Source organism: Natrialba magadii ATCC 43099, assembly GCF_000025625.1.
Lineage (GTDB): Archaea > Halobacteriota > Halobacteria > Halobacteriales > Natrialbaceae > Natrialba > Natrialba magadii.
The window spans coordinates 2229808-2244505 of the sequence record NC_013922.1 but is presented as its reverse complement, the minus strand read 5'-3'; the positions used below and the strand labels follow the sequence as shown (position 1 = coordinate 2244505).

14 protein-coding genes and 1 tRNA gene are annotated in these 14698 nt (G+C 61.0%); 5 read left to right on the top strand and 10 right to left on the bottom strand.

Annotated elements, in window-relative coordinates; all coding sequences use genetic code 11:
* Positions 1 to 51: 51 nt before the first annotated feature.
* Positions 52 to 756 (bottom strand): DUF502 domain-containing protein, encoded by a 705-nt coding sequence (locus NMAG_RS10505; protein WP_004215619.1) that lies wholly within the window; start codon positions 754 to 756, stop codon positions 52 to 54.
* Positions 757 to 931: 175 nt separating this feature from the next.
* Positions 932 to 1004: transfer RNA gene (locus NMAG_RS10500), tRNA-Pro, on the bottom strand.
* An 83-nt stretch (positions 1005 to 1087) separates the two neighbouring features.
* Between NMAG_RS10500 and NMAG_RS10495 the strand changes: the two genes are divergently transcribed.
* Positions 1088 to 1345 carry a pro-sigmaK processing inhibitor BofA family protein gene (locus NMAG_RS10495; RefSeq protein ID WP_004215620.1) on the top strand — a complete coding sequence of 86 codons (258 nt, stop codon included), beginning with the start codon at positions 1088 to 1090 and terminating at the stop codon, positions 1343 to 1345.
* Positions 1346 to 1656: 311 nt separating this feature from the next.
* Here NMAG_RS10495 and NMAG_RS10490 read toward each other — a convergent pair whose 3' ends face one another.
* Together NMAG_RS10490 and NMAG_RS10485 are read right to left on the bottom strand one after the other, a co-directional pair.
* The gene (locus NMAG_RS10490; protein ID WP_004215621.1) at positions 1657 to 3723 is read right to left on the bottom strand and encodes a DEAD/DEAH box helicase; all 2067 of its coding nucleotides are present in this window, start codon (positions 3721 to 3723) and stop codon (positions 1657 to 1659) included.
* A gap of 126 nt (positions 3724 to 3849) precedes the next feature.
* Positions 3850 to 4560: a hypothetical protein gene (locus tag NMAG_RS10485; RefSeq protein WP_004215622.1), complete on the bottom strand. Its 711-nt coding sequence runs from the start codon at positions 4558 to 4560 to the stop codon at positions 3850 to 3852.
* Positions 4561 to 4787: 227 nt separating this feature from the next.
* Between NMAG_RS10485 and NMAG_RS10480 the strand changes: the two genes are divergently transcribed.
* A complete protein-coding gene (locus NMAG_RS10480) occupies positions 4788 to 5354 on the top strand; it encodes a helix-turn-helix transcriptional regulator (RefSeq protein ID WP_004215624.1) in 567 nt (188 codons plus the stop codon).
* 186 nt (positions 5355 to 5540) lie between these two features.
* On the top strand, positions 5541 to 6203 hold the full coding sequence (locus tag NMAG_RS10475; RefSeq protein WP_012996644.1) for a hypothetical protein: 663 nt from the start codon (positions 5541 to 5543) through the stop codon (positions 6201 to 6203).
* A 110-nt stretch (positions 6204 to 6313) separates the two neighbouring features.
* Here NMAG_RS10475 and NMAG_RS10470 read toward each other — a convergent pair whose 3' ends face one another.
* The 4 genes from NMAG_RS10470 to NMAG_RS10455 all read right to left on the bottom strand — a co-directional run bounded on the left by NMAG_RS10470 (position 6314) and on the right by NMAG_RS10455 (position 11673).
* Positions 6314 to 7108: an ABC transporter ATP-binding protein gene (locus tag NMAG_RS10470; protein WP_004215626.1), complete on the bottom strand. Its 795-nt coding sequence runs from the start codon at positions 7106 to 7108 to the stop codon at positions 6314 to 6316.
* Positions 7109 to 7607: 499 nt separating this feature from the next.
* On the bottom strand, positions 7608 to 9617 hold the full coding sequence (locus NMAG_RS10465) for an AMP-dependent synthetase/ligase (protein ID WP_012996643.1): 2010 nt from the start codon (positions 9615 to 9617) through the stop codon (positions 7608 to 7610).
* A gap of 150 nt (positions 9618 to 9767) precedes the next feature.
* Positions 9768 to 10685: an MBL fold metallo-hydrolase gene (locus NMAG_RS10460; protein WP_004267274.1), complete on the bottom strand. Its 918-nt coding sequence runs from the start codon at positions 10683 to 10685 to the stop codon at positions 9768 to 9770.
* Between the two features lie 76 nt (positions 10686 to 10761).
* Entirely contained in the window at positions 10762 to 11673 is a 912-nt protein-coding gene (locus tag NMAG_RS10455; RefSeq protein WP_004267275.1) for a cation diffusion facilitator family transporter, read from the bottom strand.
* Positions 11674 to 12049: 376 nt separating this feature from the next.
* Here NMAG_RS10455 and NMAG_RS10450 point away from each other — a divergent pair, with 376 nt between their 5' ends.
* Positions 12050 to 12469, top strand: coding sequence for a fluoride efflux transporter FluC (locus NMAG_RS10450; protein WP_004267276.1), 420 nt, complete (start codon positions 12050 to 12052; stop codon positions 12467 to 12469).
* Positions 12466 to 12885 (top strand): fluoride efflux transporter FluC, encoded by a 420-nt coding sequence (locus NMAG_RS10445; protein ID WP_004267277.1) that lies wholly within the window; start codon positions 12466 to 12468, stop codon positions 12883 to 12885. The genes NMAG_RS10450 and NMAG_RS10445 overlap by 4 nt, the downstream gene beginning before the upstream one ends.
* Here NMAG_RS10445 and NMAG_RS10440 read toward each other — a convergent pair.
* Both NMAG_RS10440 and mgtE read right to left on the bottom strand, forming a co-directional pair.
* The gene (locus NMAG_RS10440; RefSeq protein WP_004267278.1) at positions 12882 to 13334 is read right to left on the bottom strand and encodes a universal stress protein; all 453 of its coding nucleotides are present in this window, start codon (positions 13332 to 13334) and stop codon (positions 12882 to 12884) included. The genes NMAG_RS10445 and NMAG_RS10440 overlap by 4 nt on opposite strands.
* Before the next feature lie 66 nt (positions 13335 to 13400).
* Complete coding sequence (gene mgtE, locus NMAG_RS10435; protein WP_004267279.1) at positions 13401 to 14438, bottom strand: magnesium transporter; 1038 nt, start codon at positions 14436 to 14438, stop codon at positions 13401 to 13403.
* Positions 14439 to 14698: the final 260 nt, after the last annotated feature.

Sequence of the window (14698 nt, the reverse complement as noted above, 5' to 3'; positions counted from 1 at the left end):
TCTGTAACAGTTACATTACCCCAGTCGTCGAGTTACAGGACCCCACAGCCGTCAGTGGCGGCTACTCTCAGTGTCCAGATTGTCAGCCGGTTCTGACGAGGACGCAGCTGCCTGCGTCCCGAGCTCCGAGGAGGCGACACCGAGCGTTGCAATCGATCGAATTGCCTCCTCGACGGTGATGTCGATGTCGTAGACGTTCTTCGCGGGCACGTGCATAACGAAGCCGTTCGTGGTCGGGTTCGGTCCGAGCGGCACCATAATCGTCACCATCTTCCCTTCGTCGGCTTGCGCCTCGATGACAGGTGGTGTCTGTGCGGTAAGAAAGGCAAGCATGTACGCGCCCTCGTGCGGGAACTCGACGAGTTTCACGTCCTCGAACTGGTCCGTATCGTCGTCGAGCAGCATGTGACTCGCGCGACGGATGCTCTTGTAAACGGTACTAATACCAGGAATCGTCTCCATGGTTGCGTGGAGCCGTTTCGAGATGTGGCGACCCGGTGTGTACTCCGCTACGATCCCGACGAGCAGGAAGAACCCGACCAGCGACGCCAGCGTCACGAACTGGACGACAGTGGTCGGCGGATCGTTCGGCAGCAAGAAGATGATGCCCTCGACAATCGGGGAGAGAATGCCGAGCACGAAATCGACGACCACGATCAGAATGAGGAGCGTGATAACGAGCGGTATCGTGATCGCGATGCCGTTGATGAGCCATCGCTTGAGAGAAGACTGGAGACGTGCCCAAAACTCGACCATGCAGCAGACTGTACAGGGGAGGCGCAGTAAACCGTTCGGCCTACTGCTGACTGCGCCCCTCCACAGAACAGTTCCAACGAGTTGGATTCCTGGTGCTCACGCGCTGTGACTGGCAGGGAGCAACTCGCTCAATACGAAAGCGGTGTCCCTCACGAAGTTGTTCGCAACAGAAGTATGGGATCGCCCGGATTTGAACCGGGGTCACGGGCACCCAAGGCCCGAAGTATACCAGGCTAACCCACGATCCCGTACCTCCCACTTTTGGGTGCATTGCATAAAGGGTTTCGTTCTGTTCCGAACGGTTTTGTTCCTCGCGACACTAGAGTTGTCTATGGTTACAGGACTCGAAATCCTCCTGCTGGTCCTCGTTCTCGCTGCGCTCATCGGCGCAACGACCATTATTCAGACGATTCGCCCCTTCATCGTCAACGCCGTCGTGGGGCTGCTCGTCCTCTTTCTGGCCCAGACTGTCTTCGGGCTCTCCGTCGCGATCACTCCGATTGCGCTCGCGATCGTTGCGATCGGCGGCTTCCCCGGTTCGTTGCTCGTCATCCTGCTCTCGCTGTTCGGGATCGCGTTCGTTCCGTGATACTGATCACCGATCACTGACCGCTGACCGCTGTTCGGGATCGCGTTCGTTCCGTGATACTGATCACCGATCACTGACCGCTGACCGCTGTTCGGGATCGCGTTCGTTCCGTGATACTGATCACCGATCACTGACCGCTGACCGCTGTTCGTCGGTCGCCGTTCGCTGTTTGCCGTTCGCCGTTCGTTTCCCCCACCTGTTTCTGCCAACTCATATCGCACCCGCTACTGACCGCTCGGAATCCACGAATCGACGTACTGACTGCGAAGAACTCGCGAGTCAACGAGTCGGTTCAAAAACAACGGACCGCATCAGAGATCTGCATCGCGAAGCTCGATATCCGCTACGAGCTCATACGGATGCGCGTCCTTCCGAATACCATCGAGCAGCATGAACGCCTCGCTGGGATCGAGGAAGTGCTCCGTCACGACCTGCCCCAGCGGCGTCGGCTCAAAGCCGTCGATGAAGTCGTACTGGAGCAGTTTGCCAACCGCGTGCTTCGTCGGGACGTCACCAAGCATCCGGTCGTTGAGCGCCTTCGCTGCCTTGCCACCGACAGTAATGTTCGCGAGTGTCTCCTCGATCGCCGCGCTCTCGTCGTAGTGGGTCATCACCGACTCCATCTCACCCTTGAGAAGCTTGAACGCCACCTCATCCTCCGTCATCTCCATCGAATTGTGATAGGCGGTGTCTGGTTCGACGAGAACGTACACCGTCCCCTTGTCGTGGTAGTCCGGCCGACCCGCGCGCCCGAGCATCTGGTGGAACTCCTGCACAGAGAGCCACTCGATCCCCATCGCCAGCGAATCGAAAACGACCTGCGAGGCGGGGAAGTCCACACCGGCTGCGAGCGCCGCCGTCGTCACGACCGCCGCGAGATCCTGGTCACCGAACTGGCGCTCGACCTTCTTGCGGCGCTTGTAATCGAGACCCGCGTGGTACGGTGCCGAGGAGTACTCGAGTTTCCGCGAAATTTCGTGACACCGCCTGCGGGAGTTCGTGAAGATGATCGTCTGTCCGCGATACCCCTTCGAGGACTCCGTGTCGAACTCGCGTCTGACGAGTTTGTTCTCGACACGGACCTTCTCCTGGCCGTCGGCGAAGGTGACGTGGCGCTCGATGGGGACCGGGCGCTCTTCGAACTCGATCAGGGTGGACTCGAGTGCGCCCGCCAGCTGATGGGGGTTGCCGACGGTTGCGGAGAGGGAGATCCACTGGGCACCCTGGTAGTCGTCTCGTCGCTTTGCTCGCTGCTCGCAGGTGTGTTTGAGCCGCGAGATGAGGCCGTCGAGGCGGTGGCCGCGCTCGTCTTCTTTGAGGGTGTGGACCTCGTCGATGACGACGGTGCCGATATCGCCCATGTCCTTGCCGGTTCGGAGGGCGTGGTCGATCCCCTCGTAGGTGCCGACGATGACGTCTGCGTTGGGGTCGAACTGGTTGCCGTTGTCCGCAATGCGGCTGGCACCGACGCGGATGGAGACGTCGACGAGGTCGCCGTACTCGTCCTCGAAGTCTTCGTGTTTCTGATTCGCGAGTGCGACGAGCGGGACGAGAAAGAGCATCTTCCCCTTGCCGTTTAGCACGCGGTTGATGCCGGTCATCTCGCCGACCAGCGTCTTCCCGGTTGCCGTCGCGGAGACGACCAGCTGGTCGTCGCCGTCAAAGAGCCCGTTCTCGACCGCGAGGCTCTGCACCGGGAGCAGCGTTTCGAACCGGTCCTCGAGGAGGTTCTGGAGGCCGGGGTGGAGATTCAGCGAGTCGACCCGGACGGGATCGACCTCGTCGGTCGTCGCAGAGATGGTATCGAACTTCGTCAGATCGGGGTCGAGTTGGCCCTGCAACAGGTTGACGATCCGATCCAGGTCCTGCACTTCGATCATGAGGTCCTCGAGTCGGTCTTTCGCAGCGCCCGTGACCTTACCGCCGCCGGAGTACGATAACTGACGCTCGAGTTCCTGGCGGGCACAGTCCTGGCAGATCCAGTCTTCGTCGTCCTTGACCGCCGTGTCGGTCGTGATCGGCGAATAACGACCCGCGGAGGCGCAGTAGCGGCAGGTCCGAACGGCCTTGGCCTTCTCCTCGAGCTGGTAGCCCGAGAGCATCTCGAGGAGTTCCTCGCGGCCAGTGTGGGAGGTCTGCTCTGAAATGCGAATTCGCTTCGCGCGGCGTGCGAGTTCGACGAACTCGTCGGGCTGGCGTGGCTCCTCGCTCGAGCCGTCTTTGAGGCGGAACTTCGCGGGGCGGGGCCCGGCGGAAGTTTCGGAGAGTCCGAGCTTTGCCCGGAACAGCCGCTTGCCGTCGCGCTGGACGACGATCAGGTAGTCGCCGCCGGTTTCGTGGCAGAAGATGGTTTCGACCTGCTGGACCTGCTTCGACACGATACGTGATACACGACTGTCGTACTTGAGCGATTCGGACTCCGGCGGTGGCCGCTGGACGACGACCTGACTGTCGCCGGTGCTCTTCGCCAGAAGGAACCGCTTCGTTTCGTCCACACCAGTCCGTCACTGACTTGCGTCACCGTGAGCGACAGGACGTTCCGACGGAGTTGCAGTGATGTCGGTCACCGTCTCGTTCACTGTATCGACCGTCACTGCAGTTGTCGTTGCGTGTCCATCGTCCTGGAGAATCAACGTTGCAGTGATAGTATCGAGAGCTGTTGGCGCTGTTTGCCAGATACGGATTTCGTTTTCACTGGTTGTAGTGATGTCGAACGCTGGCTGGCCCCGTTCTACGGACATGGGTTCTCGTTCGCCCTCGTACGACAGATCAACCGCTATCTGTGTCGAGAGATCGTGGTCGCTACTGTTGTCGATGAGTGACTGTACGGTCTCGTTGGCTCGAACGATTTCCTGTACGTGCGTTTCGTTCGGGGCTATTGGCTCGCCCTCGAGCGCGCTTTCGTTGATCGGTGGCGACTCGGCCGTAATCGCAAGAGTATCGCCGTCTCGGGCGATACTGATCTGTTCGTCTGGCGTGCCTGACATCGTGTGTACGTCGACAGGTTCGGTGAGCGTTTCGGACTCGAGTGAAACGCTTTCGTTCGTTACCTGAACTTCTGCTGCAGGAGTTCGGTCGATCGGTCCATCGATTCCGACGCTGACACCGAGACTCACACTCGAGAGGACCAGCGCGACCACTGCGCCGACACGGAGTAAACTCAGTACTCGAGGCGAACGGCCGCGAAGAATCGACCGGAGCGGAATTTCTCTCATCGTCGGGTAGTTCGTTCTCGTGACGTGGTCGGTGACTCTGCGTGAAATACTATGTAGTTATTTGTTTCAGCGTATTTCACTCGTGTTTCGTGCTTGTTTCATCTTGTTTCATTTTGGCTATAGCAACAGTATATGTTCTCTCTCGCCAAAATCTATTGACTGACTCATACGTACCGTGAAATCCTCAGTCTTATAACCATACTGGGGGCAACCATCAGCCACGAGCGATGAAGTTACGCACACGCCTCGGTCCCGGGTTGGTAGCGGCGACGGTCGTCGTCGCGTCGGTCGTGCTGGGGTTGCAGTTAGCACATCCGTCACCGGTCGTCGTTTCTGTGGACGGCACGGGTTCGGAGACGACGCGACTCCCTGGCTTTTTTTCTTATCGTGACGTCGGCGTCATCCTCGGTACGTCGTTCGTCCTCGGTGCGAGCAGTGCCTACCTGTTTCTCGACTGGCGGGCAGGAACGACCCAGATACCATCGGAAGACGGCGCGGAGACCACTACAAGATCGGCGAGAGGTGAAGATGAACCTGGTTCGACAGCGACGTCTGACGACCTCCTCGAGCGACGAAAACGCGAGTGGGAAACGACCGCGGCGAAACTTTCCCAAGCAGAACAAGACATCTACGAACAGATACTCGACGCTGACGGTGTTCTCGAGCAGCGCCTCATCGTCGAGCAAACGGACCATTCGAAAGCAACAGTCAGTCGGAAACTCGATCGGCTGGAGAGCAAAAACCTCGTCGAGCGAAAACGTCGAGGGATGGGAAACGTCGTGTTCCTTCTGTGAATTCAGTGTCACAACAGCTGGAACGAGTATTTCAGCCGTTCCGAAACGGCTTTCCAACGGGTGATTATCAGGTGTTTCTCCCAACACCCGTTTGAGGTCGGTTCGGAACGACGAGACGACGAGCAGTGTCGAAACGGTATCACAGACTGCTGTAGCCCGTTCCGAACCGGTCTCGAAGACAATCACATGACAACGATGAAACGAAACCGACTCCCGATTGCGCTCGCACTCGTGGCGATGGTCGCGATTGCGCTCAGCGGCGGTGGTGTCGCTGCGACGGATGGTATCGACGTCGACGTCGAACTCGTCGATGCGGACGATGCTGAGGTGGAACACGGAGACGAGTTCACGCTCGAACAGATCGATGAGACCGAGTTCGAGGAACTGTCGGTGACGGTTACCGCCGACGAGAACACGTCTTCCGATGATTCGATAGTGCCGCGTTCGGACGACACCGAGCCGACGGCGCTCGATCACGAAGCGCATGACAACAGGACGACCGCTTCTGACGAATTCGACGTGACGACCGACGAAGTCGACAGTGTGGCCGATGTCGGTCCGGCTGCAACGTACGACATCGACGGAACGATTGACCCAGGAGAGGCGACTGCGTACGGCACGCATTCACTCGCTCCCGGAGAAACGCTAACTGTCGACGTGTCGTGGGACGCCGCCGACTCTGATCTCTGTCTTGGTATTATGACAGCCGACGGTGACATCATCTGTACGGAAGAATCAGACGGACAAGGGTCAGTTAGCTTCGAGGTTGAAGAGTCCGGTGACTACTACGCGTTCGTCGGAAACGAAGGACCGTATACAGCTGAGTACACAGGCCACTACCGCGTTTGAAACGTCGGTGGCCAGAAATAGCGATTTTTTGTCGCCAGGGAGGCGCTCGCTGATCCACCATCCGTTCGTGACACGGACAAAAGCGATTCCGGAATCACGTCCGGTTGCACCTATTGATCAGAGAGTGCACGCGCGGGGTGAATCCGTATCTCGGGATCGTGCTCGACTGTCGCTTTAACGTTGAAGACGTCCGCCAGCAACTGTTCGCTCACAATTTCTCGTGGCGGACCCCAGTCGTACAGTTCGCCATCGCGTATCGCGACGAGATAGTCTGCGAACCGTGCTGCCTGCGAGATATTGTGGAGAACGAGTCCCACCGTCACGCCGCGTTCGTCGTTCAGCGTCTGGACGAGTTCCATCACCTGTAGCTGGTGTTGCAGGTCGAGATACGTCGTGGGCTCGTCGAGCAGAAGCACATCCGTCTCCTGGGCGAGCACCATCGCGATCCAGACGAGTTGCTTCTGGCCGCCGCTCAGGTTCCCGACCTCCTCTTCGCGCAGGTGGCCGACATCCGCGGGGTCGATAGCCCGCTCGACGGCCGCCTCGTCGGACTCGGTCGGTGTATCGAAAAACCCCATGTGCGGATACCGTCCGTAGTAGATCAACTCCTCGGCAGTCATCCCACCGGCCGACTCGTACTCCTGGGAAAGCATCCCGACACGGCGAGCGAAGGGCTTGCTATCGAAATCGTCGATATCGTCCCCGTCGAGGAGGACAGTACCGTGTTCGGGCGCATGCTGGCGGGCCAGCGCTTTCAGCAGCGTCGACTTGCCGCTCCCGTTCGGTCCGACGAGCGCCGTAATCTCGCCCGCTGGAAGATCGATCCGGTCGACCTCGACGACCGGCTCCTCGGTCGTCGGGTAGCCAATCGCGAGGTCGTCGCCAACCAACCGACTCGAGTGCACCTCGCCGGCGTCAGCGGTGGGACTCGAGTGGTCGTTAGCAGCGGAATCGATTGATCGCGGGACAGAGTGAGTGCCACCGTCGGCGAGCGGGCTATAGTAGCCACTGCAAGTCGCTGCACACCTGATCGCCAGTCTGCTCGGTGATCAGTGTGTAACTAGTTGCAGTTGTTACTATAGTAGTGGTGATCTCATCGGACTCGCGCGCGGCGGACCGGCCGGTTCGTGTTCGCGCAGCAGACGGCGATGTCGAGGAAGGGTGATGGTGCAGGTGGTTCGTGTTGTTGCTCATAGCGTACCGAACAGGACCGCCTGTTCGTGTTTTAGGCTAGCCTAATTACTGGAAAGTGCATCGTTTTAGGCGAGCCTAACAGCGAGTGGTCGGCGTGTATGGACGTGTTCGGGTGAGCAGAATAGCGGGGGCGAGTCGATGCAACTCGAGAAAACCTGGCGGCGTCGGCTTCCAACTGGAGTGGTCCGGTCGTGAAACGACGAGTGAGGACTACTCGTAGATTCGGTCGACGCGGTCTTCGAACCGGTCCATAATGACGCGGCGCTTCTTCTTCATCGTCGGCGTCAGCATGTCGTTCTCCTCGGTGAACTCCTGCGGAACGAGTTCGAACTGCTTGATCGTCTCGTGTTTCTCGAAGTCGTCGTTCACCCGGTCGACCTCCTGCTGGATGTACTCGCAAACGCGGTCGTCGTCACAGAGCGCTTCGGCATCGCCGGGCAGGTCGATGCCTTCCTCGTCGGCCCACTCGCGGATGTGCTCGGTGTTCGGAACGAGCAGCGCGCCGATGAACTTCTCGCCGTCGCCGACGACCATCGCTTGCTCGACGATTTCGCTCGCGGCGAAGGCGTCCTCGATCGGACCGGGGGCGACGTTCTTGCCGGTCGAGAGGACGATGAGCTGTTTGACGCGGTCGCGGAAGGAGATGTAGCCGTCGTCGCGCAGGTGGACGACGTCACCGGTGCGGAACCACAGACCGTCGTCGTCGGCGTCGGCGTCGCCATCCTCGCGTGGTGCTTCCAGAGCGGCGCCACCGTCGGGTTGTACACCTTCGGTGAACGCCCGGTCGGTCGCCGACGGCTTGTTCCAGTAGCCCTGGGTCACGTTCGGTCCACGGACGAGGAGTTCGCCGACTGCACCCGGATCGTCGAACGCGTCCTGATTGACGACGCTCTCGTCGATCGAGATGTCCACGTCGACCACCGGCGGGCCGATCGTACCGATTTTCGGCTCCTCTGGCGGGTTGACCGCGATGACGGGCGACGTCTCGGTCAGGCCGTACCCCTCGAAGATCGGGAGCCCCATCGCGTGGTAGAGTCGACAGAGTTCTGGCGAGAGACTGCCACCGCCGCTGATCAGGATCTCGATCTCGCCACCCAGTGCCTCGCGCACCGTCGAGAAAACGAGCTTGTCCGCGAGCGCGCGTTTCGCGTTCAGAATCGGGCCGGGCGAGTCGGCACGCTGGTACTCGACACCCACGTCGGTCGCCCACTCGAAGATGCGCTTCTTGACTGACGATTCGCTCGCCTGTTCTCGGATCGCGTCGTAGATTTTCTCGTAGACGCGCGGGACGCTGGTCGCCGTGTTCGGCTGAACGGTGCTGAAGTCCTCCTGCAGCGTGTCCGGATTCTCGGCGTAGGCCACGCAGGCACCGCTTGCAAACAGCAGGAAGTGTCCCGCCGTGCGCTCGAAGACGTGTGCCAGTGGCAGATAGGACATCGCCTGACTCTCCGAATCGATCACCGGAACGTCGTCGTCGCGATCCGGCCGCGGCGCGAAGCGCTTGCGAATCTGATTGACGTTCGACCGGAAGTTACCGTGCGTGAGCTGGACGCCTTTCGGCTTGCCGGTCGTTCCGCTCGTGTAGATCAGACTCGCCAGATCGTCCATTGCGGGTTCGTCGACCCACGTCTGGTAGGCTTCCTCGTCGAACGCCCCAGCGCCGCGGTCGTGGAGTTCCGCGAGCGTCAGGATATCGTCCCGGTCGTCGTACCCATCGAAGTTGTCGATCGAGACGATGAACTCGAGATCGAGTTCGTCCTCGACTTCGAGCACGCGCTCTAAGAGTTCCTGATTTTCGACAACGACGCCGTCCGCGTCGGGGTCGTCGAGCAGATAGGAGACCTGATCGGGAGAGGAACTCGTGTAGACCGTGGTGACGACTGCGCCAGCACTCAGCAGTGCGAAGTCGGTCTGGGCCCACTCCATCCGGGTGTTGCTGAAGATGCCGACTCGGTCGCCTGACTCGATGCCGAGGTCTCGAAAGCCGGCGGCGAGGTTGCGAACGATGTCGCGCATCTCGGCGTAAGAGAGTGCGTTGAACGAACCCGGAGCAGCCGACGGCAGTACGTCGTCGGTGAGCGATCGGTCGTAGACACCACCCTTGTAGCGCTGGGCTGGCCGACTCTTGTTCCGTTCGGCCGACTCCTCGAACATCCGTCCGAGTGTCGTCGTCCCGATCACCTCGTCGTCGTACTCGCGTTCGGCGTCCCGCCAGTTCATATATCCAATGAGAGTGAGGCCCACGCGATAAAACGTGATGAAACTGATTTCGGTCGAATTTCCGTTTATTCGCGCTGGAGAACCTGTTGCCGAAGATCTGTCGACAGCCTCGGCGAGTTCGTTCGAGGGACGTCAGTCCGTGCTCGCAGTTTACTCCCGGTCGTCAAGATAGCCGACGACGCCACGGACGTTCATCGCCGCCTCGGCGCTCGCCTTCTCGTCGCTCCAGGCGTCACCGTGGTCGGTCGCTGCCGCAAAGTGGTCCATGAGTTCCTCGTCATCCAGTTCGTCCCGCTTCGCCTCGACCGCCCCCACCCACTCGGTGAGGACGGTAGCGTACTCATCGAGTGCCTGGTCAGCGTCGTCGCCGACATACCGTGGGCCAAAGTGAGTGTAAAGGAGCACGTCGGGATCGATGTCGGCAATCGTTCGAGCATCCGCGAGACACTGCTCGAGATCGAAGTCAGACGGCGGCGAGGTCTCGACGATTTCCTCACGGTCGGGAATCCAGATCCCCGCCGCGTCGCCGGTGAAGACCGCGTCGTTCGCGGGATCCTCGAAGACCACCTGGTGGAACGCGTGGCCAGGGGCGGCGTGGACGCGCAGTTCGTGCTCGCCGAGGTCAATCACGTCGCCGTCCTCGAGTTCGACGATTCGGTCTTCGGGGATCGGTTTCGGTTCGACGTAGTACTGCCACTGGTCGCCGACGGCGTTTTTCGTTCCGGCGACGAGTTTGCCGGGGTCAGCGAGCAGGCTCGCGCCGACGCCGGGGATGTACACGTCGGCGTTCGGACAGGACTCCGCGAGCAGTCCCGCGCCGCCCGCGTGATCGAGATGGATGTGCGTGACGGCGATGACCGCGACATCCTCGGGCGCGATGTCGAGTTCCGCGAGCGCGTCGAGAATCCGGTCGTAGTTGGCTCCGATGCCGGTCTCGACGATCGCCGGTCGCTCGTCGTCGAGGATGTAGACAGCACCGTATCCCTCCGTCTCGTACATTCCGGTATCCAGGTAGTACAGATCCGAACAGTCGCCGACCGTCACCTCGCGAACGTCTCCGATAGCCATACCGAATGCGCGTCCGACGACGACATAAAAGCACGTATCACAGCAAGTCCGCCGTTCTCCGGCGGAACCCGCGCCACTACAGGCCAGTCTCGTCCGATTGCTCCTTCCACTCCCCGATCCCCGACGGATCGAGATGGACGTGCGCGTCACCCACGTCCTCGAGTGCCCGCAGTTCGTCGACCAGGTCGGACTCGATGTCGTGGGCCTGCCGGAGCGGGAGGTCGCCGTCGACCTCGACGTGGACTTCGACCTCGAGGACGGGGCCGTCGTAGAAGACCGTCAGGTCGTGCATTCCGTGCGCGTCAGGATGCTCGCGAAGGACCTCGGACACCGCCTCGCGCTTCTCTGGCGTCGGCGCGGCACCGATGAGGTAGTTCACGTTCTCACGGCCAATCACGACGCCCTGATAGACGACCAGCACGCTGACGAGCGCGCCAGCGAGCGGATCGAGCAGCGGCTGGCCGAGCAAGACGCCGATAACGCCGACGACGGCGGCGAAGGAAGTGTAGATATCGTTCAGACAGTCAGTCGCGAGCGCCTCGAGTGCGGTCGACTGCAGGTGTTCGTTGATCGCCTCGGTGTAGCGGTAGACGAGGTACATATCGACGATTGCGAACGCGAGCGCGCCGAGCAGGAGCGGACTGAACGTGACATCGACGCCGGTGATGAGTCCCTCGACGGAGCTATAGAGCAGGTTCAGCCCTAGCAGGGCGATCACCGCACCGACGAACAGCGCCGTCAGCGGTTCGATCCGATCGTGGCCGTGGGGGTGGGTGTCGTCGGGTTCGTCGAACGTACTCCGTCCCCAGACGAGGACGACGATACTCGCGACGAGGTCCGCGACGGAATGGGCCGCGTCGGCCAGCAACGCGACGCTGCCGAACAACAACCCAACTGCACCCTCGACGATAATCTTCGCCGCGTTTCCGAGCACGTTGGCCCACGACGCCCGCGCAAACCCGCGTCGCTCCTCGGCGGCCTCGACCATGAATGTTTTAGAGTCAGTCTAAACTTGAGTCTTTTCCTTCGCCGTGGCTGCTGGGTAGGGTAGCTGGCGACGTGGACTTCGGCAATGGACTCGAATACACCCCTGCTCACAGTTCCACAACGCTCATTGGCTAGCTCTGAGAAGGGCGTCACAGACACTGGGCGATGGGGCCCGCCTGACCCAACTGTCGGTGCTGTGGGCAGACTGTGTACGCGAGACGCTTTCGGCTGTTCGGATAGTCGGCTATTCGAGTATTCGACTGGTCGGCTAGCCGGACAATCGGTTGGTCGGCCGATCGGCCGATTGGCTAGTCGGATCCACGCTGCGCGTTCAGCCTGTACCCCACGGCCGGCTAACGGTCCCTGCTTCGGTAGCCATGGCAGGATCCCACTCTCACCCTCTCGTTCGACTCGAAACGCTCGCGCTGGTCGGCATCGGCGGCTTCGCCGGCGCGAACCTCCGGTTTTTTGCACTTGGAATCTTCCCGGATGTCATCGCCGTCTTGCTCGTCAACGTCCTGGGCTGCTTCGCGCTCGGCTTCATCGCCTACGAGGCCCAGTACTCGGGAATCGTCGAGCGGAAATCGCGGCTCGTCTTCACGACCGGCTTTCTCTCGTCGCTGACGACCTACAGTACGTTCGCCCTCCAGTCAGCGCTCGCCGCCGACCCGCTCCTGCTCGCCGCCATCGTCCTCGGGAACTACGGACTCGGCTTCACCGGCGTGCTCGCGAGCCGCGAACTCGCCCGTCGGGTTCGCAGTCCCGAAGCCACAGCGGCTGGAGGTGAGACGGCGTGAGCGAACTGTCGACACTGGCGCTAGCACTGGTACTGGCACTCACTTCCGACCTCGTCACCCTCGACCCCGAACCGGCCCACATCGTCGGCACCGGCGGCGCAATCGGTGCGATGCTGCGTTATGCTGTGTACCGGCAGCTCTCGAGTGACCGGTTCCCCTGGCCGACACTGCTCGTCAACGTTGTCGGGAGTTTCGTCTTCGCGCTCGCGACGTTCGCGGGCGCGAGCGAGTCGGTGTTTCAGCTGGTCGGAATCGGCATCTGCGGTGCGTTCACGACGTTCTCGTCCTTTTCGGTCGAAACGGTCCAACTCTACGAGCGCGGCGACAAACACCTCGCCGTCGCGAACGCGGTCGTCAACCTCGCTCTCTCGCTTGCGGGCATCGGCCTCGCGTGGGTGGTCGTCGCCGTCGTCTAATCTGAGGGTTCGTCGTCGGGCGAGCCACGAACGATGGTGACCGGCACCGCAGCCCGGCGAACGACCTGTTCTGCAACACTGCCAAGTAGATAGCGGACGGCACCCGACCGACCGTGGCTCCCGATGACGATTCCGTCAATATCGTGGTCGTCTGCGTATTCGACGATCACCCTCGAAGGCTTGCCAGCCTCGAGTGCAGTCTCGACAGTCGCGTCGTCCGGCAGTCGCTCGCGCACCCTCTCGAGTACCGCTTCTCCCTTCTCGTGTTCTGTCTTGAACTCGTCGTCCGCCGTATACCCCGGATACGACCGCTCGCGGCTGTAGTCCGCCATCGGATCGACGACGTACAACACTGTCAGTCGGTTCTCGGGGAACCGCTCGTGGGCGTACTCGAGTGCCGCCGTCGCTGGCTGAGAGCCATCGACTGGGACGAGGATGTGCTCGGTCATACGACGACTACGGCGGCAGTTCCAAAAAATGTACTTCGCTACGAGCGCCCCTGCAGGGGCGATGGCCTAGATCAGTTCACTCAGCAGCACCGCCGCCAGTCCGAAGTAGATCAGCAGCGCGGTGATGTCTTTGACCGTCGTGATCAGCGGGTCCGACGCCGCCGCGGGGTCGAAGCCGAGTTTGTTCATAATCCACGGGATGACGTAGCCGACGACCGACGCGACCACACAGACGGTGACGAGGCCGACGAAGACGACTGTCGCCAACTCGAGTGCGTACGGTTCGTCGATCTGCCAGAGGTACGCCGCACCGGCACCGATGCCACCGATGATCAGCCCGATGAGGAGGCCGATTAGCCCCTCGCGGGCGAAGTGACGCATCGCGTTTCTATCGTCGATGTGACCGAGTGCGAGACCGCGGACGAAAATCGTCGACGCCTGCGTGCCGACGTTCCCGCCCATGTCCATGATTACCGGGACGAAGAAGGCGAGCGCCACGACGGCTTCGAGCGTGTCCTCGAACTGCTCGATGACGCCGCCGGCCATCAGACCGCCGGCCAACGCGACGATCAGCCACGGCAGTCGCAGTCGGAGGATCTTCGGGATCGAAGACTCGAGGATCGCCGAACTCCGGGAGCTCTCGACGTCGGCGAACGAGAAGCCGGCGCTCTTCATGATGTCCTCGGTGGCTTCCTCCTCGACAACCTCGAGCATGTCGTCGGTACGGAGGACGCCGATCAGCACGTCGTCGGTGTCGATGACCGGTAGTGCGGGGAAGTCCCGATCAGCCATCTCGTCGGCTGCGTACTCGGGGTCCGCATCGGCGTCGATCGTCACGAGGTCGGTATGCATGTGCTCCTCAACCACGTCGTCCTCTGGGGCGTTGAGCAGTTCCCGGAGGGACATGACGCCGACTAATCGGCCGGAGTTGTCGGTGACGTAGAGATAATAGACGGTCGTTTCGTCGTCGATCGGTTCGAAGTGACGAAATTCCTCGATTGCAGGGCCGACGAACGTTTCCTGGGTGACGGCGACGTATTCGTCGTCGGTGATTTCGAAGACGCGGTCCGCGTGGAACTCAGTAGTCCGCTCAGCAGCCCCCATATACCTCACCTCGGACGTGGGACCGAATAACGCCTGCAAACTCTCCTTCGAGCAGGTCGAGCACGAGTTCCTCGAGTGTCTGCCGACGTTCGATCCCGTCGGCGACGGCAGCATCGGCGATCGCGATTTCAGTTCCGTATCGACTGCTGTGATTAGTATCCAGCATACGGTGCAGAATTACTAGACTGTTCAAAAACTGTTTCCCTTTGGGGATCGATATGTGGTTTAGCCACACAGGCACGACACCAGCGCTGAATCCG

Bases quoted from the DNA above. Each gene is read 5' to 3' on its own strand.
- mgtE (WP_004267279.1), bottom strand. From the start codon at position 14,438: ATGGGGGCTGCTGAGCGGACTACTGAGTTCCACGCGGACCGCGTCTTC.
- NMAG_RS10455 (WP_004267275.1), bottom strand. From the start codon at position 11,673: ATGGTCGAGGCCGCCGAGGAGCGACGCGGGTTTGCGCGGGCGTCGTGG.
- NMAG_RS10440 (WP_004267278.1), bottom strand. From the start codon at position 13,334: ATGACCGAGCACATCCTCGTCCCAGTCGATGGCTCTCAGCCAGCGACG.
- NMAG_RS10465 (WP_012996643.1), bottom strand. From the start codon at position 9,617: ATGAACTGGCGGGACGCCGAACGCGAGTACGACGACGAGGTGATCGGG.
- NMAG_RS10505 (WP_004215619.1), bottom strand. From the start codon at position 756: ATGGTCGAGTTTTGGGCACGTCTCCAGTCTTCTCTCAAGCGATGGCTC.
- NMAG_RS10475 (WP_012996644.1), top strand. From the start codon at position 5,541: ATGACAACGATGAAACGAAACCGACTCCCGATTGCGCTCGCACTCGTG.
- NMAG_RS10450 (WP_004267276.1), top strand. From the start codon at position 12,050: ATGGCAGGATCCCACTCTCACCCTCTCGTTCGACTCGAAACGCTCGCG.
- NMAG_RS10480 (WP_004215624.1), top strand. From the start codon at position 4,788: ATGAAGTTACGCACACGCCTCGGTCCCGGGTTGGTAGCGGCGACGGTC.
- NMAG_RS10485 (WP_004215622.1), bottom strand. From the start codon at position 4,560: ATGAGAGAAATTCCGCTCCGGTCGATTCTTCGCGGCCGTTCGCCTCGA.
- NMAG_RS10495 (WP_004215620.1), top strand. From the start codon at position 1,088: ATGGTTACAGGACTCGAAATCCTCCTGCTGGTCCTCGTTCTCGCTGCG.
- NMAG_RS10460 (WP_004267274.1), bottom strand. From the start codon at position 10,685: ATGGCTATCGGAGACGTTCGCGAGGTGACGGTCGGCGACTGTTCGGAT.